Source organism: Fulvivirga marina (genome assembly GCF_016775155.1).
Lineage (GTDB): Bacteria > Bacteroidota > Bacteroidia > Cytophagales > Cyclobacteriaceae > Fulvivirga > Fulvivirga marina.
Genome location: NZ_JAEUGD010000058.1, coordinates 75733 through 94736, shown reverse-complemented (window position 1 = coordinate 94736; position 19004 = coordinate 75733). Strand labels below are relative to the sequence as shown.

The 19004-nt window shown below is 41.0% G+C and carries 16 protein-coding genes; 8 read left to right on the top strand and 8 right to left on the bottom strand.

Annotated elements, in window-relative coordinates:
• Window positions 1-10 precede the first annotated feature (10 nt).
• From JMN32_RS16815 to JMN32_RS16795, 5 genes are all read right to left on the bottom strand, one after another.
• Entirely contained in the window at window positions 11-334 is a 324-nt protein-coding gene (locus JMN32_RS16815) for a winged helix-turn-helix transcriptional regulator (RefSeq protein ID WP_238354518.1), read from the bottom strand.
• 226 nt (window positions 335-560) lie between these two features.
• Complete coding sequence (locus JMN32_RS16810) at window positions 561-1493, bottom strand: PD40 domain-containing protein (protein ID WP_202857523.1); 933 nt, start codon at window positions 1491-1493, stop codon at window positions 561-563.
• Window positions 1494-1524: 31 nt separating this feature from the next.
• Entirely contained in the window at window positions 1525-2298 is a 774-nt protein-coding gene (locus JMN32_RS16805; RefSeq protein WP_202857522.1) for a DnaJ domain-containing protein, read from the bottom strand.
• A 65-nt stretch (window positions 2299-2363) separates the two neighbouring features.
• On the bottom strand, window positions 2364-3455 hold the full coding sequence (locus tag JMN32_RS16800) for a hypothetical protein (protein ID WP_202857521.1): 1092 nt from the start codon (window positions 3453-3455) through the stop codon (window positions 2364-2366).
• Window positions 3452-4081 carry an ABC transporter ATP-binding protein gene (locus tag JMN32_RS16795; protein WP_202857520.1) on the bottom strand — a complete coding sequence of 210 codons (630 nt, stop codon included), beginning with the start codon at window positions 4079-4081 and terminating at the stop codon, window positions 3452-3454. The genes JMN32_RS16800 and JMN32_RS16795 overlap by 4 nt, the downstream gene beginning before the upstream one ends.
• A 265-nt stretch (window positions 4082-4346) precedes the next feature.
• Between JMN32_RS16795 and JMN32_RS16790 the strand changes: the two genes are divergently transcribed.
• Window positions 4347-4655 (top strand): hypothetical protein, encoded by a 309-nt coding sequence (locus JMN32_RS16790; protein ID WP_202857519.1) that lies wholly within the window; start codon window positions 4347-4349, stop codon window positions 4653-4655.
• Between the two features lie 65 nt (window positions 4656-4720).
• Here JMN32_RS16790 and JMN32_RS16785 read toward each other — a convergent pair whose 3' ends face one another.
• Window positions 4721-5899, bottom strand: a complete 1179-nt coding sequence (locus tag JMN32_RS16785; RefSeq protein ID WP_202857518.1) for an MFS transporter — start codon at window positions 5897-5899, stop codon at window positions 4721-4723.
• Window positions 5900-6096: 197 nt separating this feature from the next.
• Between JMN32_RS16785 and JMN32_RS16780 the strand changes: the two genes are divergently transcribed.
• The 3 genes from JMN32_RS16780 to JMN32_RS16770 all read left to right on the top strand — a co-directional run bounded on the left by JMN32_RS16780 (window position 6097) and on the right by JMN32_RS16770 (window position 10580).
• The gene (locus JMN32_RS16780; RefSeq protein WP_202857517.1) at window positions 6097-6777 is read left to right on the top strand and encodes a response regulator transcription factor; all 681 of its coding nucleotides are present in this window, start codon (window positions 6097-6099) and stop codon (window positions 6775-6777) included.
• A gap of 5 nt (window positions 6778-6782) precedes the next feature.
• Window positions 6783-8036 carry a sensor histidine kinase gene (locus JMN32_RS16775; RefSeq protein WP_202857516.1) on the top strand — a complete coding sequence of 418 codons (1254 nt, stop codon included), beginning with the start codon at window positions 6783-6785 and terminating at the stop codon, window positions 8034-8036.
• 111 nt (window positions 8037-8147) lie between these two features.
• A complete protein-coding gene (locus tag JMN32_RS16770) occupies window positions 8148-10580 on the top strand; it encodes an outer membrane beta-barrel family protein (RefSeq protein ID WP_238354517.1) in 2433 nt (810 codons plus the stop codon).
• Window positions 10581-10818: 238 nt separating this feature from the next.
• On the opposite strand, the gene JMN32_RS16765 is transcribed toward JMN32_RS16770, so the two are convergent.
• Window positions 10819-12174: a sensor histidine kinase gene (locus JMN32_RS16765; RefSeq protein WP_202857514.1), complete on the bottom strand. Its 1356-nt coding sequence runs from the start codon at window positions 12172-12174 to the stop codon at window positions 10819-10821.
• A 131-nt stretch (window positions 12175-12305) separates the two neighbouring features.
• Between JMN32_RS16765 and dinB the strand changes: the two genes are divergently transcribed.
• The 4 genes from dinB to JMN32_RS16745 all read left to right on the top strand — a co-directional run bounded on the left by dinB (window position 12306) and on the right by JMN32_RS16745 (window position 17917).
• A complete protein-coding gene (gene dinB / locus JMN32_RS16760; RefSeq protein ID WP_202857513.1) occupies window positions 12306-13520 on the top strand; it encodes a DNA polymerase IV in 1215 nt (404 codons plus the stop codon).
• A gap of 110 nt (window positions 13521-13630) precedes the next feature.
• Window positions 13631-16621 carry a DNA polymerase III subunit alpha gene (locus JMN32_RS16755; RefSeq protein WP_202857512.1) on the top strand — a complete coding sequence of 997 codons (2991 nt, stop codon included), beginning with the start codon at window positions 13631-13633 and terminating at the stop codon, window positions 16619-16621.
• Window positions 16622-16927: 306 nt separating this feature from the next.
• The gene (locus JMN32_RS16750) at window positions 16928-17461 is read left to right on the top strand and encodes a hypothetical protein (RefSeq protein WP_202857511.1); all 534 of its coding nucleotides are present in this window, start codon (window positions 16928-16930) and stop codon (window positions 17459-17461) included.
• A gap of 234 nt (window positions 17462-17695) precedes the next feature.
• Window positions 17696-17917, top strand: a complete 222-nt coding sequence (locus tag JMN32_RS16745) for a pinensin family lanthipeptide (RefSeq protein ID WP_202857510.1) — start codon at window positions 17696-17698, stop codon at window positions 17915-17917.
• A 469-nt stretch (window positions 17918-18386) separates the two neighbouring features.
• Here the strand turns inward: JMN32_RS16745 and JMN32_RS16740 are convergent, their stop codons facing one another.
• Window positions 18387-18650 carry a winged helix-turn-helix domain-containing protein gene (locus tag JMN32_RS16740; protein WP_202857509.1) on the bottom strand — a complete coding sequence of 88 codons (264 nt, stop codon included), beginning with the start codon at window positions 18648-18650 and terminating at the stop codon, window positions 18387-18389.
• Window positions 18651-19004 lie beyond the last annotated feature (354 nt).

Below are 19004 nucleotides of genomic sequence, written 5' to 3'. Positions count from 1 at the left end.
AATGTAGTATTCAGAATTTTTCAGCCCATTTTCCTGACCACTTACCTAAGGGGCTGAGTAGTGAGAAAAGTTCTTCTCCTGAAGAAGTCAATTGGTACCCTTCCAGACATCTTTCAATCAGGTATGCCTCGGTAAGTTCTTTTAACCGGCTATTCAAGGTAGTAAGGGACACCATGTTACACCGTGTTTGTAATTCTCTGAAAGTACATGGACCTCGGTTGAGGTTCCATATTACACCCATGGCCCAACTGCGGCCGAGCAGGTCAAACAGTGCCATGATGGGCTGGCCGGATTTGGAGCCTCTAACCGGAGCACCTGGTTTGGGTATTTTCATATGCCTTGTATGTGTCTGGCTATTATTTAAAAATTTTGAACCTGCTGGTTCCAAATAGTATAACCTTGGTTTTCTGAAATTTTCTTTACTCACCGATACTGGTAATGCTTTTGCGATGATACAAATATTGTAGCATTGCTACAATATTTGTATCATTAATCTGCAAGTGAAAGGACAAATAAAAATTTGTGCAAGGGGGCTTCTGAAGGTATGCTAACCTCTTGGGTTATTCGCTTAGAATTTTATCCCAACTGATACGGTAAACATTGTCGAAGCCATTTTCGATACTTTCCATCATGTTTATAATGGACTTATAGTCTCTTGCTGATGTTACGGAGCTTCTGTCGCTGGTGAAGTAAAGGTATTTACTATCAGCAGATACAAATGGACAATAATCCAGGGCGGTAGAATTTACAGAATGAGATAGATGTCGGGCTGGAGACCACTCACCCTGATCATTTTTTGAGCTTATGTAAAGGTCCCCACCACCCAAATCGTCAGGTCTTCCATATGAGGTGAACAAAATATAGCTTTCGTCTGGAACTATAAAAGCATTGAACTCATAGGTTTTACTGTTAACAGCCTCAGAAATGCTTTCTGGGTTGGTGTACTTTCCATTAACCAAACGACTTACGTAGATGTCTTCCTTGCCTTTGTTGTCTTCATATTCTGCTGTAAAATATAGGTCTCCCTTGCTGGTAATCGAAGGGTAAAACTCATTTTCTTCGGTATTAACAGGTGTTCCAATGTTTATAGGATCACCCCATTTATCATTGGTTTTATCAACATACCAAATGTCATAATCCTCCTTTGTCGTACCATTTGCCGAACGGTTGCTTACAAAATACAAGCGTTTGCCATCAGGAGAAAATGCAGGCTCCAGGTCGCCATGTTGTCCGGAGAATGAAGCAACCTGTGGTTTTGACCACTTTCCTTTGACTTTAACCAGCCGCATAATAACGCTGACCTCACGCTTATAGCTTTGCAAAGTATAAAACACTTCATTGCCATCTGTCGATATGGCGATGTCACGGTTAGGGTATTTCGTAGAAATCAGGCCAGGCTCGAAAAGTTGAGCAGTAGTATCTGCAGTATTTTGACCGTAAAGCATGGTACTGCATAACAACTCCAGCAGAAAAGGACATATGAGTTTTAACATGAAAGTTCAGGGTGATGTAAAACTTACACAACTAAATTAAAATATAGACAATAAGCAAAAAGAATGCGCTGGCAATACCAAAACTGATTTTCCCATGTGGAGAGAGGTTTACTAACCCACCCAGTAGCGAACAGGTTGCTAATATATACACCAGAAACATTTTAGGGCCATAAATATTATTATAGGCCCTGATTGGCGTCGCAAACCTTGCTTTTTTCGTAATATTAATAGCTGTATTTGTGATGAGGGTCCGCTTTAAGGCTACGCTGTCCCCAGCTTTAAAATAATCGTGATAGTCGTCAGGAATGCGCAGGCCCGTACCATTTCCAATGAATACTTCAATAGCAAGGTCATAGCTGCTGGTGTTTGTATAGTTTTTTTCTACTGCGCTGACAATATCTAAAGTGGTTTTGCTAGGTAAATAATAGTCCAGAAAAAGAAACATACAAAATGCAAATGCAACTCTGCTCAATAGTATAGAGTATTTCAGGTACGGCCTGATGCTTTCGTCATACTCTTCCTTAGTAAGTTGCTCAGCAGTGCTATGTGGCTGAGGTCTCTTTTTTTTCTTGTATATCTTGTGTGCGGTTGACTCAATACTACGAAGTAACGAGTCATATTGAAGTCGTTTTTCCTCATTTTCTAAAACTTCGTATGCCTCACTAATGTCGTGAAATTTTTCAGAAGTACCAGGCTGAGAGCTGGTGTCAGGGTGATACAGCAAAGCCAGCTTTCTGTAAGCTTCCTTGATCTCTTTTTTTGAGGCTTCTCTATTTACTTGGAGTATGCTGTAGTAATCTTTCACATGGGTAAAATTTGCAAAATAACCTCAAATGTAATTAAATCCTTTTTAACTCCTGTTGGTGTTACTTATTCGAGGTTAATTTTATAGTGGGAGACATGTACGGTTAGCGTAAATGAAAAAAGTAAAAATGCACTCAGAGTTGGCGGAATGCCAAAAAGGCAAAGTAAAAACAGTATGATAGCGAAAAAGAAATATTTCTTTAGATTATTGTCAGCCTCTGGTGATAAAACAGAAAAAGAGGCAAACAATGACAGACAGATGCTAAGAGCAAAGATGGTTAGCTCAACAAACAAACCCAGGGGACGGTCTTTGGGAAAATATTTTATAAAAACGAACCCTTCTGGCAGTATTAGCAAGAGGAGGCTGTTCCATTGAATAAAAGTTCTTTCCAAACCAGAAAGAGGCATGTTCATCATCCATGGGACATCTCGTTTAAAGAAGTTGAAAAGTTCCGTGATAAGCGTAATATTGATCATAGAAACCAGTATCACACCAATGCTTAGCCATCTCCAGTCATAAACACTTGCATTATCTATGGTCGTAAATGCTATCAATACTCCAATAGACAGTGTTTTGGTGATCAGGTAGAGGAAAGAACGATTGTGTAGTAAGCTGTTGAGTGACCATAGCCACACCGGAGTTGCTATCAGTCGGTTGGCTCTGACTTTTAGTCGACTTGATTTATTGTCACCTATAGGCGCCGCGAGCCGTTTCCTGTAAAAAACTATGGGTAATAAGTTACTTAAAACGATATAAGTGGTCAACATGGCCAGATTACTCCACTGGTTATATTTGGCTATAAATATGCTAATGAACCCGGCATAGGCAATGATTGGAGCATTGAGTACTATTTGGGTAATGATCAACATGATCCATTGCTGTTTGGCCTTAAAGAAAATAATATTCCTAACCCAAAGGTTTTCTTTAGAAGCAATGGCTTCCTGCACGAATCTAACGCTTGCCCATAGGTAAGCTGACCAGCAGATTATAATATAAAATAAAAGTGCAGGACTCTGTGCAATGGATGATGCCAGTGCAATATGCTCTTTGCCACTAAGAAAACCCAGGCCAAAAAACAAGAATAAAAGAAATATGCCACTGTTTTGAATATAAAACTGCTTCGCTATGAGCTTTAGGAGGATATAGGTATATCTCATGACCTGATGTTAAGCTTTTTGTTATCGATGAAAAAGGTACTCTTAAAATTGACAGGAATCTGTTTCAGGTCTTGGTGTGTGGAGATGAGGAATACACATCCCTGCTGATGTTGAGAGATGAGTTGGGCCAGTGATTTAAGCGTGTCAGCATCGATGGTGGTAAAAGGTTCATCCAGCAAGATTACTCTGGGGTGCCCCAGGAAACCCAGAAGTAGTGAGGTCTTTTTTAGCATGCCTGAGGAGTAGGTCTTTACCGGCTGATGAATAAAGCTGTCTAGGTTTAGTGCTTCTATGAGGCTGTTTACTTGCTGTTTAGAAGCCTTCTTGGCTTTGGCTACAAAAGAAATAAGATCGTGTGCAGTTAAAAAAGGAGGGAACCTAGGTTCAGCTTCACAATAGCTGACATGTAACCTGTATTTAACAGGGTCTTTCACCAGGCTAATCTCACCTTGCAGGGCAATTTCTCCGTCAAATTTTAACATGCCTGCAATAGATTTGAATAATGTGGTTTTGCCAGATCCGTTGCTGCCCTGGATGAGGTGATTGCCCACAGGAAAGTTTTGCTTACGGATGTCTAAAACAGGTTCGAAGCCATAGCTCTTGGAGTAATCGGATATAGAAAGCATCAAAGTTTATTATTTTGTTTAATAGTATATCTGCCAGGTATATCCTTACAGGTTAATACAGAAAAATGCTTTAATGGGCAATTGGAGTCGATTTTTAATTGTAATTCATATTTTGAATATAGAATTTTACCTTACTATTGGTGATTATGTTTGGGTATAATATTATTAGTATATAATTTTTCTAATAATTTGACTTCTGATTCTATTCATCTTTTTGTATATTGATAAGGGAGTTTCTTATCAATAATTTGTTCCCCTAAATTTTATGAAAAAAGCTTTTATTTCCTCTTGGGGTCTGACCTTACTCCTCATTACATCGCTTCCTGCAACTGCTCGAAACGAATCATATACTACTGACTTTTTTTCGATGTGCTTGAAGACCCTAATGAATTTGTTTACTGTGGTTTCCGTAGAAGTATTATCTCCCAGAGAGTCTCTGGGGGTTGTTAACCTGATTGCTGTGGGTGAAATATCAAAATCCTGTATACAAGCCTGCAATAGTGGTTGCTCACCTATGCCGGCTGCTAGTAGGGAAATAGTAGAGATGCCGAAATACAGATTTAAGATTAGTTAATTTGAAAGGAGCCTCCGAAGATGAGTTTAATATTTTAAGGTTATTGAACTGAGGAGGCTCCTGTTCTATTTACTGGTCTCTACCTTAGTAAGGTGCATCAGTCCGAAGACAGGTCCGACTGCCAGTGTAAGAAACAGATAATCAGATTGAACAAAACCATTGAGCCACGTCAACAGCTGAATACTTATAATTGTAATAGCAAAACCTATAGAATTGACTACAGTAAGGCCGGTTCCAATATAGGCCTTGTTTGCCGTCTGGGCTACTAAAGTGGAGAACTGAGGCGAGTCAGCTACTACAGCCATACCCCATACTTGTAAGATGGCAATGAAAATAACTATAGGAGCCATGAATAGCAAAGGTGACAGGATACAACAGATGCCGGATAGGGCTAGTGCAAAAAAAGCTACTTTTTTACTGCTAATGCTCATAGCTAAATGACCACCTAAAGCGCAGGATAATGCACCTACTGCTATAGTTATAAAAGACCAGAGGGATACATTTAGCTCAGTACCGACTGATGAATTATAGTATCTTAATATAAAGGGGGTGAAGGCCCAAAAGGCATACAACTCCCACATGTGTCCAAAATATCCAAAAGCGGCATTTCTGAAATCATTATGCCTGAATAACTTAAAGATCACTCCCAAATCAAATTTGCTACCTCTTTTTCTGAATGGTCCATCGCCAACACCAGCCAGAATGGCAATGCCTCCCATAACTGCTACTGATGAGGTGGCGATCAATATATATTTCCATGGCAGGCTACCTGTAAGATCTCTGATCAAATGAGGGAATGCCGTACCTAGTACCAAAGCGCCAACCAGATAGCCTAAGGCCTTGCCCAACCCCTTCTTGTGCCAGTCAGAGGCGATTTTCATGCCAATGGGGTATATTCCGGCAAGGAAAAATCCTGTTATAAACCTGAAGGAGAGGATCATTTCGTAGCTGTTAGAGATTAACGGACCGAGGTTGAAGATGCTCCCCAGTAGGGCGCAGATGAAAAATACCCTTGATGGCGAAAAACGATCAGCGATAGTCAAAAATGCAAAAGTAAGTGTACCTGTAATAAACCCGAGCTGGACTGCGGAGGTAATAACCCCAAGCGCATCGGCAGGGAGAGATAATGCCTTTTCCAAATCAGGTAAAATAGCGTTGCCGGCAAACCACAATGAGGTGCCTGCAAACTGGGCGATCACTATGATCGGCAGAATATAACCGGGCGTTGGATGAGCGTCTTTCAAGGCTGTAATTTAAAGTAGAAAGTTAAGGTATTGTAGTTGATAAGCCATGATCAGTATGATATGTACTGTAAATGACATTTTATTTCTTCAAAATCTCTTCAGAAACTATTGATATATTTGAAAACAAACGAAGCTTAACAAACATGCTGAATGCATTGGAGCCATGTTCGGTGCAGATGTAGAAACTATTAAAATCAATGAAACTGTTATTAGTAGAAGATCACGCCGAGTTAGCCAGCAATATAATTTCTTACCTGGCTAAGGCAGGCTATGTGTGCGAGTGGTGTAACAACTATCAGAACGCGATAAATAAACTGTCCGGCTTTGAGTATGATATTATTATGCTCGATCTTATGTTGCCAGATGGAGATGGTTTGGATATTCTCAAATTTGTGAAACAGCAGAGTGCTGACACGGGTGTACTGATCCTGTCAGCTAAAAATGCCCTTGATGATAAGATCAAAGGGCTGGATTTGGGAGCTGATGATTATTTGCCCAAACCTTTTCATTTGTCGGAACTGAATGCAAGACTTAAGGCTATTTACCGAAGAAGGCATCTGGGGGGAGCCCATGACATTATATTTAATGAAATAAGTCTCAATACAGATACCATGGAGGTTAAAGTCAATGACGAATATCTGGACCTTACCCGCAAAGAGTACGAAATGCTGCTCTACATGATCGTCAATAAAAGCAGGTTGCTGACCAAGCAGTCAATCGCCGAGCACCTCTGGGGTGATTATATGGATTCTGTAGACTCCTTTGATTTTGTTTATCAGCATATTAAGAACCTAAGGAAGAAAATTGTACAGGCAGGTGGCCGGGATTATATACAGACCATGTATGGCTCAGGGTATAAATTTAACCCTAACATATAACGGCCATGAAGCTAATCTTTAAGATCACACTCCTTTATTTACTGATCTCTCTGGTCGTTTTTTTGATAGGAGGTCTTATTACACATCAGATTATTATGCGCGAGGTGGTGTTTGAAGAACAACGGTTCTTGAAAGAGCGGTTGGATTTTGCCATTCGGATGATAGAACGCAGAAAGCTTCATAAGCCGTTTGAACGCGATAAAATCAAGATCATACCCTTGGGCACCAGGGCTAAAGAAACAGAAATAGCTTTTTCTGATACTGTAGTTATGCATAGCACCTTGCAACGGATGGAGCCTCATAACAAGCTTGACGTGGTTAAAAAAGTAGGTGATCAATACTATAAGGTCACATTGTATGATCTAATTGTTGAAGAAGATGATGTTGCAGAAGGAGTAAACGAAGCCTTGATCAAAGTGTATTTACTTCTGCTCGTAGTGGTGCTTATTCTTAGTTGGGTAGCTTCTGTTTTTCTGTTGAAACCTTTCAATTTTACCCTGGAGCATATTAAAAATTTCAGCCTCAGAAAAAACGACCATATTAAGTACAAAAAGTCAAGCACCCGGGAGTTTGATAAGCTCAATAAATTTGTGGAGGAAATGACGGAAAAAATCCAAACGGATTATCAGTCACTTAAGGAATTTACCGAAAATGCATCACACGAAATGCAAACGCCACTTTCCATTGCTAATGGCAAGCTTGAGCTGCTTATGGAGTCAGATAATCTTACCGATGAGCAGGTTGCATTAATTGTTTCTGCTCAAGGGTCGGTTCAGCGTCTTTCCAGAATGGGTAAAGCCCTGTCGCTATTGACCAAAATTGAGAACAAAGAGTTTGAGAGTACCGAGGAGATCGACCTTAATAAACTTTTATCAAAGTTGCTATTTGACTTTAAGGAGCTGGCAGGGTTGAAATCCATAAAAATTGAGACAGAGATACAGGAAAATGTTAAAGTAAAAATTGACAATACTCTGGCGGCTATTATGGTTACCAACCTGATACAAAATGCCATCAGGCATAACTACGAAGAAGGGTGGGTCAAGGTAGTTTTAAGTGCTAAATCCCTGTCCATCAGTAATACAGGGGCAGCACTTAAATCAGATCCTGGGTTGTTATTTGAGAGGTTCAGGAAAGACAACCAAAGTAAAGAGTCTATAGGACTTGGGCTGTCGATAGTAAAAAAAATATGTGAGGTGAGTTCGTTTGATATTACTTATCAACATCAGGATGAGAGCCATAAGATTGAGATAATATTTTAAACTTCAGAATTACTTCAGGTTTCATACATATTTAAATCAAACCCGGGATATAGTTTTGTAGTTAACAATTAAAAAGGACGACAGTTATTTTTCAATATTCATAAAGCACAAATGAAACAAAATTTTTTACTTCTAGTCGCATTTCTAACCATCTCAATGTCATTTGCCCAGAGAGGGGATCAGGGTGGGCTTCAAGCACCTACGGTGACTGGTGCTGTGATTGATGCCGAGTCAGGCTCCCCGTTAGAGTATGCGTCAGTAAGTTTGTTAAAAGCCATGGACAGCACACTGGTTGATGGAGGTATTACTGATGCCAATGGTCGCTTTATTATAAAAGGCAGGCCGGGAAAATACATCGTGCAAGTTCAGTTTATTTCATATGTGTCTAGAAATTTCAACATTACTTTAGAAGCAGGAGGTAAGGATCTTGGGGTAATTAAACTTAGTACTGATGCTGAAACCCTCAAAGAGGTGGTGATTACAGGAGAGAAGAGTCAAATGGTGATGGAGCTTGATAAGCGTATATTTAACGTAGGGCAGGACCTTAGCAACACCGGAGCAAATGCTGCGGATATATTGGATAACATACCTTCCGTAAGTGTAGATATTGATGGTAACGTAAGCCTTAGAGGTAGTGAGAATGTAAGGGTGCTTATCAACGGTAAGCCATCAGGCTTGGTGGGTATAAGCAGTACTGACGCCCTAAGACAATTGCAGGGGAATCTCATCGAGCGGGTAGAGGTAGTTACTAATCCATCGGCAAAATATGAAGCCCAGGGAAATGCCGGTATCATCAATATTATTTTGAAAAAAGAGAATAATGACGGTGTTAATGGTTCATTCAGTGCTAATGCCGGATACCCTGATAACTATGGACTCTCTTTTAATGTGAACTACAGAAAAAGGTGGATGAATCTGTTTGCTAATTATGGTATCAATTATAGGAAAAGCCCGGGTTCAGGTTTTGCCAATCAGATCTTTTATAAAGAAGATACTACGTACTATACCGATATTACCCGAGACCGGACGCGTGGAGGTATATCCAATAACTTCAGGTTTGGTTCAGACTTTTACCTCAACGATAAAAATACCATTACTGTAGCTGCGCTTTACAGAATATCTGACGAAGACAATGAGACAGAATTGTTCTATACTGATTATGATATTAATCGCAATCTGATATCAAGAACCCAAAGATTTGATGATGAGTTGGAGGATGAAGAGAATATTGAATTTTCATTGAACTATACCAAAACCTTTAGCAATGAAAAGCATAAACTCACAGCTGATATTCAATATAGAGAAAGCAGTGAAGTTGAGGATGCAGAGCAAAGACAAGGTGTTGTTCCGCTGCCAGGCGAAATATTTAAGCCTGATGTGTTGCAGCAGTCTTTAAATGATGAATTTGAAAATAACCTGTTATTACAAACAGATTATGTACATCCCACCGGTAAAAATGCAAAGGTTGAAGCTGGATATCGAGGGTCATTTAGAAGAATTGATAATGCATACATTGTAGAACAATTGGATGGAAATGGCCAGTTTGAGACACTGGAAGGCTTTACCAATGACTTTAATTATGATGAGAATATTCATGCAGTTTATGCTATATATGGTAATAAAGCCGGGAAATTTTCCTATCAGCTTGGGCTTAGAACTGAGATCACTGATATCACAACAGAGTTGGTACAGACTGATCTCAAAAATGATAAGAACTATACAGGTTTGTTCCCCAGTGCGCACCTGACTTATGAGCTTAAAAACCAGAACTCCATACAGGCGAGCTATAGCAGAAGGCTCGACCGTCCGGGGTTTTGGAGTTTGAATCCGTTTTCGAACTTTACCGACCCGCGTAACATCAGAGCGGGAAACCCTGATCTTGATCCCGAGTATACCGATGCCTATGAAATTGGATACTTGAAAAACTGGAACTCAGCATCACTGTTTACAAGCTTCTACTACCGCCACTCTACCGGTGTGATTGACAGGATTCGCTATGTGGAAGATAGCATTACCTATGCCATCCCCTTAAACCTGAATAGTCGCGATGCCTATGGTATTGAATTTACATTTTCCAAAGAGGTGGATAAGTGGTGGAAGCTAAACGGTAGCGCCAACTTTTATCGCTCAATTACCAAAGGGCAATATCTGGAGCAGGACCTTTCAAACGATACCTATACCATGTGGGCCAGAGTTACTTCAAAAATGACATTGTTTAAGGTGTTAGACTACCAGATCAGTGGCCGATACAGAGCGCCACAAAATGATACTCAAGGTAGAGTAAAAGCCTTTTATATGATTGATATGGGGCTGAGTAAAGATGTTTTTAAGGGCAAAGGTACCATAGCACTTAATGTACGAGACCTCTTGAATTCCAGGAAATGGAGGTGGGAAACCGATACGGAAGACCTTTATCAGGATTCTGAGTTTCAATGGAGGGCCAGACAGATCATGGCAACATTTACTTACCGCCTGAAACAGAAAAAGACCCGAGAAAGAAATGGAGAAAGAGGTGGTGATTTTAATGGAGATGATGGGTTTTAAAGGTCAACATAAGAATGTCTGTTCGAGAGCCAAAATCAATTATAGGGACAGACACTTATTTCTAAGTATTTAAGGAGAGGTGCTTATCGGAATAACTGTCCCTTGAGGCCTGCTATTATAGCAGGCCTTTTTTGTTTATACTCTTCCTTACAGGTTCCTTTATGTTTTATGTTATTCCCTCTTCATGGTCAGGGGACATACACCGGTTTGGATCAGGTTGCTCTACGGAGGCAGCATACTACTCCCTAAAAAACAACCGTATCTCCGTACCTTCGCCAAGTTCCGAGCTTACTTTGATGTTGCCACCGTGCAGATGCATGATCTGTTTTGAGAGACTTAAACCAATGCCGGAGCCATGCTTTTTGGTGGAGAAGAAAGGTACAAATATTTGATTGAGTTCCTTTTTAGAGATACCACAACCGTTGTCCCTGATCTCAATCACTTGCTTGTCGTAATCTTTATAGGCCTTTAAGTGAATGGTGGGGTTGGTCGCCCCTTCAAGGGCATGGATACTATTGGTGATCAGGTTAATTAGCACCTGCTCAATCAGGTGACTATCCATTTGCATGGTGGTTATTTTATCGATCCGGATTTCAAGCCGGATGTTTTCTTTGCTTAACTGACTGCTCATCAGGTTCTCGATAGAACTGAACAATTCCTGTACCGTTACAGACTCAAGTTTTGGTTTGGCTACCTTGGTTAACTTTCTGTAATCATTAATAAAAGCAACCATGCCGTTGCTACGTTTTTGTATGGTTTTTAATGAAAAGCGCAGGTCTTCAATAGTTTCCTCATCCAGTTCCTCCAGAGGCCTTTGTTTCCCATCTTTCTCCAGCATGGTTTGCATGGTTTCGGTGAGGGAAGAGATAGGAGTGGCGCTATTCATAATCTCGTGGGTAAGAATGCGGATGAGCTTATGCCAAGCCTCTATTTCCGTTTGCTCAATTTCCCCTTTAATATCCTGAAAAGTGATCAGTTTATAAGTTTTATTGAGCATGATCATTGAGTTCACATCGACAGAAAGTGTTCTGTTTTCGCCATGAACATCAATGTTGATCAACTTGCGGCCGGTATCGCCAATAGCGTCAATTTCCTGTACAAATGAAGGTTGTTTGGATTTTAGTATCTTCCAGTTTCTAACTCCCTCTGCACTTAGTGCCTGTTCTGCGGGTTTGTTGATCAATACAATATTTTCATTGTTTTCAAGAGATATGATGCCGATGTTGATATTGCTGACGACCATCTTTAAGTAATGAAACTGGCCCTCATTCTCGATAGTCACATTTTTATAGGTATCAATAATCTCCGTAAAGGCTTCATTAAGCTCATCAAACGACTGCCCGATCTTGCTTTTACTGAAATTGATTGAAAAATCTCGGTATTTTATAGCAAGCAGGAATTTTGCCAGCTCCCGGTTGGTGTGGTTAATGAACTTGAGTAATTCCACTACCTGTAAAACAAGAACGATGAATAAAATAATTTGATTGAAGAACAGCCTGTCGTCTCCAAAGATCAAGGCAAAAGCCGCCATCACTGCGAGGATCATAAAAAGCCTGGCAGCAACCTTAAAAGTGAATTTTTTATAGAACCTCATCTCTCCATTGCATACTAAAGCCTAAAACTAGCTTAAATCTCTCAATATTTATAATACTAAAATTATTAGTATTAGCTATTGAATTTAGTCTACGGATATTATATTTGTAAGTGATACGGGATCACAACTTTATGGCAGAGCGCTCAATTTTACATATGGACCTTGATACCTTTTTCGTTTCTTGCGAAAGGCTTATTGACAGTAAGCTTATAGGTAAACCCATCCTGATAGGAGGCACAACTGACCGGGGGGTGGTCGCATCGTGTAGCTACGAGGCCAGGAAGTTTGGAGTCCATTCGGCTATGCCTATGAAGCTGGCTCGCCAGCTATGTCCGGAGGCTATTATTATTAAGGGTAACGCCGGCACATACTCTAAAAAATCGGAGGAGGTAACAGAGATCATTAAAGAAGGAGTACCGGTATATGAAAAAACTTCCATAGATGAGTTTTATGTTGACCTTTCGGGGATGGACCGGTTTTTCAACAGTCTGGTGCTGGCCTCAGAGCTGCGTAAGAAAATAATGAAAGAAACCGGGCTGCCCATTTCGTTTGGTTTGTCTGAGAATAAAACGGTTTCGAAAGTAGCTACCGGAGAGGCCAAGCCTAATAATCAGCTTAAAGTTGATTATGGTTTGGAAAAAGCCTTCCTTGGTCCGCTATCTGTGACCAAAATACCGATGGTGGGAGAGAAGACCTACCATGCATTGCGTGATCTGGGCATAAGGAAGATACAGACCATCCAGGAAATGCCTATGGAGCTGATGGAAAAAGTGTTTGGCAAGAATGGAGTCACCATTTGGGAAAAAGCCAATGGTATTGACCGTTCCCTGGTGATACCATATTCGGAGCGTAAATCTATTTCTACAGAGCGAACTTTTGACAGAGACACCATAGATGTGATCAAGTTAAAAGGGATCTTACTGGCAATGGCAGAAAACCTTGCCTTCCAGCTTCGGAGGGGAGAAAAACTTACCTCATGCGTGACGGTAAAAGTGCGGTATTCTGATTTTAATACCCATACCCTGCAAAACCGTATTCCTTATACCTCTGCCGATCATGTTCTTATACCTAAGGTGCTGGAATTGTTTGATAAGCTATACAACAAACGGCTACTGGTCCGGCTGATAGGTGTCCGGTTCAGTCACCTGGTGAATGGAGGGTATCAGATCAACCTTTTTGAAGATGCCACCGAGATGATCAACCTGTATCAGGCTATGGATAAAGTGAGAGATAAGCATGGAGACAGAAGCGTGATGCGTGCGGCTGGTATAGAAGCCAAGACGATTAGCCGGTTTAATCCTTTTAGAGGAGAGCCACCGCCACTTTTGCCTAACAGGAGGGCTTAGAGAAGTGGGAAGTCTGGAGACAGAAGACCGAAGATGGAAGACATTGGTATTTGGCGATAGGTATCTGGTGAGCGGTAGTGAATCATGAACTAGGGACTAGTAACAAAAAAATGTACTTGAACAATCATACATATTACAGCTTTAAATATGGTGCTATCAGTCCCGGAGAGCTATTAGAGGAGGCACAGCGGTTTGGAGTAGATTGCCTGGCATTGACCGACATCAACTCTACAGCAGGTTGTCTGAACTTCGTTCGGCTGTCGGAGAAGTATGGAGTAAGGCCTGTGTTGGGGATTGATTTCAGGAATGGTGCGCAGCAGCAGTTTATTGGTATTGCTATAAACAATGAGGGTTTTAGGGAACTCAATGAGTATGTTTCATGGCATCTGCATAAGAAGGAAAGTATTTCAACTCGGGCGCCGGCTTTTGAGCATGTTTATGTGATCTATCCTTTTGCGGGTTTTTCAGGAGAGGTTTTAAGGAAGAACGAATTCATTGGTGTGCGTCCTGAAGACATTATGCGTTTGCGCTTTTCTCCATGGAGGCACCGGCAAGAGAAATTAGTAGCATTGCAAACTGTTACCTTTCGCAAAAAGAGAGACTACAATGCTCATCGGTTGTTACGGGCTATTGATAACAACACCCTGCTTAGCAAGTTGTCCAAATCAGAGGAAGGTGAGTCGCACCACAGGATGATGCCCGCGGAAGAACTGAGGGAAAAGTACGAAGAGTTTACGGGGCTGGTAGACAATGCGGCCAAACTTTTGGATGGGTGCCATATCTCATTTGAATTTGGGGAAAGTGCTCAGCTCAACCTGAAAACATATACAGGCTCTGAGGAGGAGGACTACCGGCTGGTACACCGGTTGTGCATGCGCGGGTTGAAATATCGCTATGACGATCCTGGTGATGATATTTTGGACAGAGTGGAGAACGAACTGGCCACTATAAGGCAGAAGGGCTTTTTGGCTTATTTTCTTATCAACTGTAAAATAGTATGCTATGCACGTAAGAGGGGGTACTTTTATGTAGGCAGGGGAAGTGGAGCTAATAGCATAGTAGCCTACCTGCTAAGGATCACGGATGTGGACCCGATAGAGCTGGATCTGTACTTTGAGCGGTTTATCAACCTGTACAGGAAAAATCCGCCCGACTTTGATATCGACTTTTCGTGGCGTGACCGGGAAGATGTAACAAGGTTTATTTTTGAGTATTTCAACAAAAGGGTGCCCAACGGGGTGGCACTGTTGGCTACCTACAGTACCTTTCAGTACCGGGCTATGGTAAGAGAACTTAGTAAGGTGTTTGGTCTGCCACCTCATGAGATTGACCGGTTGACTGAGGGAGGTGAAGCAGTGGATCAGGTATCAGCCCTGGTGTTGAGGTATGGTCAGTTGATATCAGGCTTCCCCAGTCATATGAGTGTGCATGCCGGAGGCATCTTAATCGCTGAAAAATCTATTCACAACTATACTGCTACCAGCTTGCCGCCAAAAGGCTTTCCTGTTACTCATTTCGATATGGTGATTGCAGAAGATATCGGACTTTATAAGTTTGATATTTTAGGTCAGCGAGGGCTGGGGAAGATTAAAGATACACTGGAGATCATCAGGGAGAATCGGCCCGAAGATGAAGAGATTGATATTCACGATATCAAGCGCTTTAAAGAAGATAGGCAGGTAAAAGCCATTTTGAGAGAGGGGCAGGCCATTGGTTGCTTTTATGTGGAGTCACCGGCTATGCGTATGCTGCTAAAGAAGCTTCGGGTAGATCATTATTTGGGGCTTGTGGCTGCCAGCTCCATCATCAGGCCCGGCGTGGCTAAGTCGGGGATGATGCGTGAATATATTTTGAGGTTTCGTGATCCTGAAAGGGTGAAGGATGCACACCCTGTATTGTTGAAGATTATGCCAGATACCTTTGGGGTGATGGTGTACCAGGAGGATGTGATCAAAGTGGCGCACTATTTTGCCAAGCTGGACCTGGGAGAGGCCGATGTACTTCGCCGTGGGATGTCAGGTAAATTTCGTTCAAGGGAAGAGTTTCAGAAGGTGAAAGAGAAGTACTTTGCCAATTGCAAAGCAGAAGGGCATTCCTATGAATTAGCTGCGGATGTGTGGCGGCAAATAGAAAGCTTTGCCGGTTATGCTTTTGCAAAAGGGCACTCTGCCTCGTATGCAGTGGAGAGTTACCAAAGTCTTTTTTTGAAAGCTCACTATCCGTTGGAGTATATGGTAAGTGTGCTCAATAATGGGGGTGGTTTTTATAGGAGAGAGCTATACATCCATGAAGCACGTATGCATGGAGCGCAGATTGTGCATCCGTGTGTAAATAAAAGTGCGGCTTATGCTGTGATAGAAAGGGAGAGGATTTACCTGGGGTTTGATCTGATCAAGGATCTTGAGGGCCAGGTAATAGAAAATATATTAATGGCTCGTAGTAAGCGACTTTTCCTAAACCTGAATGATTTTTTAAAACGTGTTTTTATTTCATTGGAGCAGCTGAGCCTGCTTATTCGTTCCGGAGGCTTCCGGTTTACCGGTAAGTCGAAAAAAGAACTGCTTTGGCAGGCACATATCGCCTTGGGTAGCACCAAAAAGACAAACCTGGTACCGTCTTTGTTTGATGATGCACCAACCAAAGAAATTAAGCTCCCCAAGCTATATACTTACCGGTTTGAAGATGCTTTTGAGGAAATGGAGTTGTTTGGTTTTCCTCTATGCGACCCGTTCACGCTACTCCGTGATGAACCTGCGGTAAGTATAAACAGAGTTAGTGAGATGATGGATTTTCTCAATCAGGAAATAACCATACTCGGATACCTCGTGGCCATCAAAAACACGAGCACGAGTAAAGGCGATCGCATGAACTTTGGCACCTTCCTGGATCGTGGTGGCCACTTCATTGATACCGTGCACTTCCCACAAGTGGCCTACAAGCACCCCTTCAGAGGCAAAGGCATTTACAAAATTACAGGCAAAGTAGTAGTAGAATTTGAATTCTGTACCCTCGAAGTCTCCGCCATGGAAAAACTGCCCTATATCGATGATCCGAGATATACGGATGATACTGGGGTGTTGAGGGTGGTTAGTAATCGGTGATGGTATTTCGGTAAGTGGTAATCGCTGTACCGTGAAATTAATAACGAATAACCATATTTTGATCGTCACTGCGTGGAGAGAGGTACGGACTGTTCCGAACACTTTCGGGGAGCGAAGTTGAAAGTATTATAATTATTCGGCAATCTATCTAATTATCTCTTGAAGGCCACCTAATGACTTTAGGAAAGTGATTGCTATCATTGGGAAAGTTAGATTGATAGTAGGGGTGCGAATGATTTATTTCACAAGTGGACAGACTCCTTTGTAGGGGGCAACAAAATAAATGAAAATTAAAAAGGTAAAACAATGAAACATTTATTTATACTAATACCACTTTTAGCTTTCAAGATCAGCTATGGACAGATTGAAAACAAACATGAAGTAAGTAATGCTGAAAAGTTTTCAGCAAAAGCGGGAACTCTAATTCAAAAGGAATTTATTGATGTATCGAGAATTAATAAAGCTGATGTTAAAGTTGTTCGTTATACCGACTTAGTATCAGATGAATCAATTAGTGCAGTAAGGTTTGAGTATGAAGTAGTAGGCAGTTATTCAGCAGATACAAAGGTTGCTTCGTTGGATGCCGATGAAATTGATGGACTACTGAAGTCAATAAAAATGATGCAACAAAAAGTGCTTTCTTCAACTCCGATAAATTATACAGAAGTTATTTATAAAAGCCGTGGAGGGTTTGAAGCGGGTTGCTATTGGAATAAAGGGACTTGGTCAACATACTTGAAATTGATGCAAAATGATGGGAAATCTTATTTGTTCTTAAAAAAAGATGATTTTCCTGAGCTCGTGACTTTATTAGAAAAAGTCAGGACTATGATGATGTAAACGGATTCGCAATTCCCGTGAAAGAAATAAGTTGTAAAATTTAATTTCGAGAAGAGTTAAGCCTCTTTCTCAGCAGAGTTCTCTCGAGGAGGGCTCTGCGCCTACCTCCCAAAACCCTATCAATCCACACCCAGCAAATATCAACTGAAACCACGCATTGGTTAATCGGCCATCTCCTGAATACATTATAGCCTCTATAATTGTGATGAATATAACCAACCAAAAATCACAATTATGAAAAAGTCAAAGTTAAAACTCGATGATTTAAAAGTTAATAGCTTCGTTACAGAGGTTCCTAAAGAATCTCAAAATACTGCTCAGGGAGGAGGAAGAGCCGTGATACTTAACTCAGTTCTTTGTCCATTCCAAAGTGTTGCCTTCGTTTGTGAAATTAAGGACCCATTGTATACCTGGGATGCTGAATGTCCGGCTACTGCTGGAAATACAGCATGCTAAAGTGTTCTCTCATTAAGTTTGTAGCAGAGTCTCGGTTTGTGAGATTCTGCTATGACTTTTATGTACTTCATGTATTTCTGAGAGCTGTTAATGCCCAGGGTTAATTACACCATCAATTGATGGCCACATCCGTCAATTGAAACCACACACTGGTTAATTCAATATGATTTGAGCGTCCTGATATAGCGATAATTGTAATGCACACTTTGATGTGCGAGTGCTAAGGTAATCTGGGTCGATTACTTTAGAAACTGTTATAGTTTGAGAACCAGGGAATTATTCTCTGGTTCTTTTATTTTATGTAAAACCATATACTCATACCTAATGCCATATTTCAACAGAAAAAATCTTTTTGAAAAGAGAAGCACCTGGACTGTTAATTTTCTTCTTTATATAGAGGTATGCCTCTTTCTTAGGTGAGTCTCGTGTCTATTTATAGCAAGATGAGAAATATCATATCTGACTGGTTTTAACCCCGGTTGCCTATCACAAATTTATACCCTATACCTCGTATATTTATTATTTTCAGGCTTGTGTCGGCCACGAGTTTCTTGCGTAATTTCGATATGAAAACGTCCAGCGTACGACCTACATAATCGCCCTCATCTCCCCAAACAACTTTCAGGATATACTCCCTTTTTAGAGTTTGGTTCTCGGAGCTGTAGAGTAGATATAGTAAATCAGCTTCTTTGCCAGACAGTTCGGTGGTTTTGTATTTATGAGAAAGCGTCATGCCTTTTTGTCAAACTGATACACTCGCAGGTATTATTTGACACTCAACCTTTCATTTTGCGGTTGGTCGATGTGGGTTTTCTTCTACCATAGGTAAGCAGTATACTTGTATCAATTAAAGCCAACTATAGACAACAGAAATCCCTCCGAGAACCAGGTTCCGGAGGGATTTTTTGTTTCGGTCAGGTTGAGTGATGAGATTCGCTTTCCAGCCTCACCCAGTTTGAATTCTTCCCTTCCCTTGTTTTTATTCGCAGGTATTATTAGGGATTCAACCTTTCATTTTGCGGTTGGTCGATGTGGGTTTTCTTCTACCATAGGTAAGCAGTATACTTGTATCAATTAAAGCCAACTA

What these genes read in the sequence shown, in the direction of transcription:
- JMN32_RS16770 (WP_238354517.1), top strand. Translation starts at nt 8,148, where the DNA reads ATGAAACAAAATTTTTTACTTCTAGTCGCATTTCTAACCATCTCAATG.
- JMN32_RS16800 (WP_202857521.1), bottom strand. Translation starts at nt 3,455, where the DNA reads ATGAGATATACCTATATCCTCCTAAAGCTCATAGCGAAGCAGTTTTAT.
- JMN32_RS16740 (WP_202857509.1), bottom strand. Translation starts at nt 18,650, where the DNA reads ATGACGCTTTCTCATAAATACAAAACCACCGAACTGTCTGGCAAAGAA.
- JMN32_RS16775 (WP_202857516.1), top strand. Translation starts at nt 6,783, where the DNA reads ATGAAGCTAATCTTTAAGATCACACTCCTTTATTTACTGATCTCTCTG.
- JMN32_RS16750 (WP_202857511.1), top strand. Translation starts at nt 16,928, where the DNA reads ATGAAACATTTATTTATACTAATACCACTTTTAGCTTTCAAGATCAGC.
- JMN32_RS16795 (WP_202857520.1), bottom strand. Translation starts at nt 4,081, where the DNA reads ATGCTTTCTATATCCGATTACTCCAAGAGCTATGGCTTCGAACCTGTT.
- JMN32_RS16755 (WP_202857512.1), top strand. Translation starts at nt 13,631, where the DNA reads ATGTACTTGAACAATCATACATATTACAGCTTTAAATATGGTGCTATC.
- JMN32_RS16780 (WP_202857517.1), top strand. Translation starts at nt 6,097, where the DNA reads ATGAAACTGTTATTAGTAGAAGATCACGCCGAGTTAGCCAGCAATATA.
- JMN32_RS16745 (WP_202857510.1), top strand. Translation starts at nt 17,696, where the DNA reads ATGAAAAAGTCAAAGTTAAAACTCGATGATTTAAAAGTTAATAGCTTC.
- JMN32_RS16810 (WP_202857523.1), bottom strand. Translation starts at nt 1,493, where the DNA reads ATGTTAAAACTCATATGTCCTTTTCTGCTGGAGTTGTTATGCAGTACC.
- JMN32_RS16765 (WP_202857514.1), bottom strand. Translation starts at nt 12,174, where the DNA reads ATGAGGTTCTATAAAAAATTCACTTTTAAGGTTGCTGCCAGGCTTTTT.
- JMN32_RS16815 (WP_238354518.1), bottom strand. Translation starts at nt 334, where the DNA reads ATGAAAATACCCAAACCAGGTGCTCCGGTTAGAGGCTCCAAATCCGGC.
- dinB (WP_202857513.1), top strand. Translation starts at nt 12,306, where the DNA reads ATGGCAGAGCGCTCAATTTTACATATGGACCTTGATACCTTTTTCGTT.
- JMN32_RS16790 (WP_202857519.1), top strand. Translation starts at nt 4,347, where the DNA reads ATGAAAAAAGCTTTTATTTCCTCTTGGGGTCTGACCTTACTCCTCATT.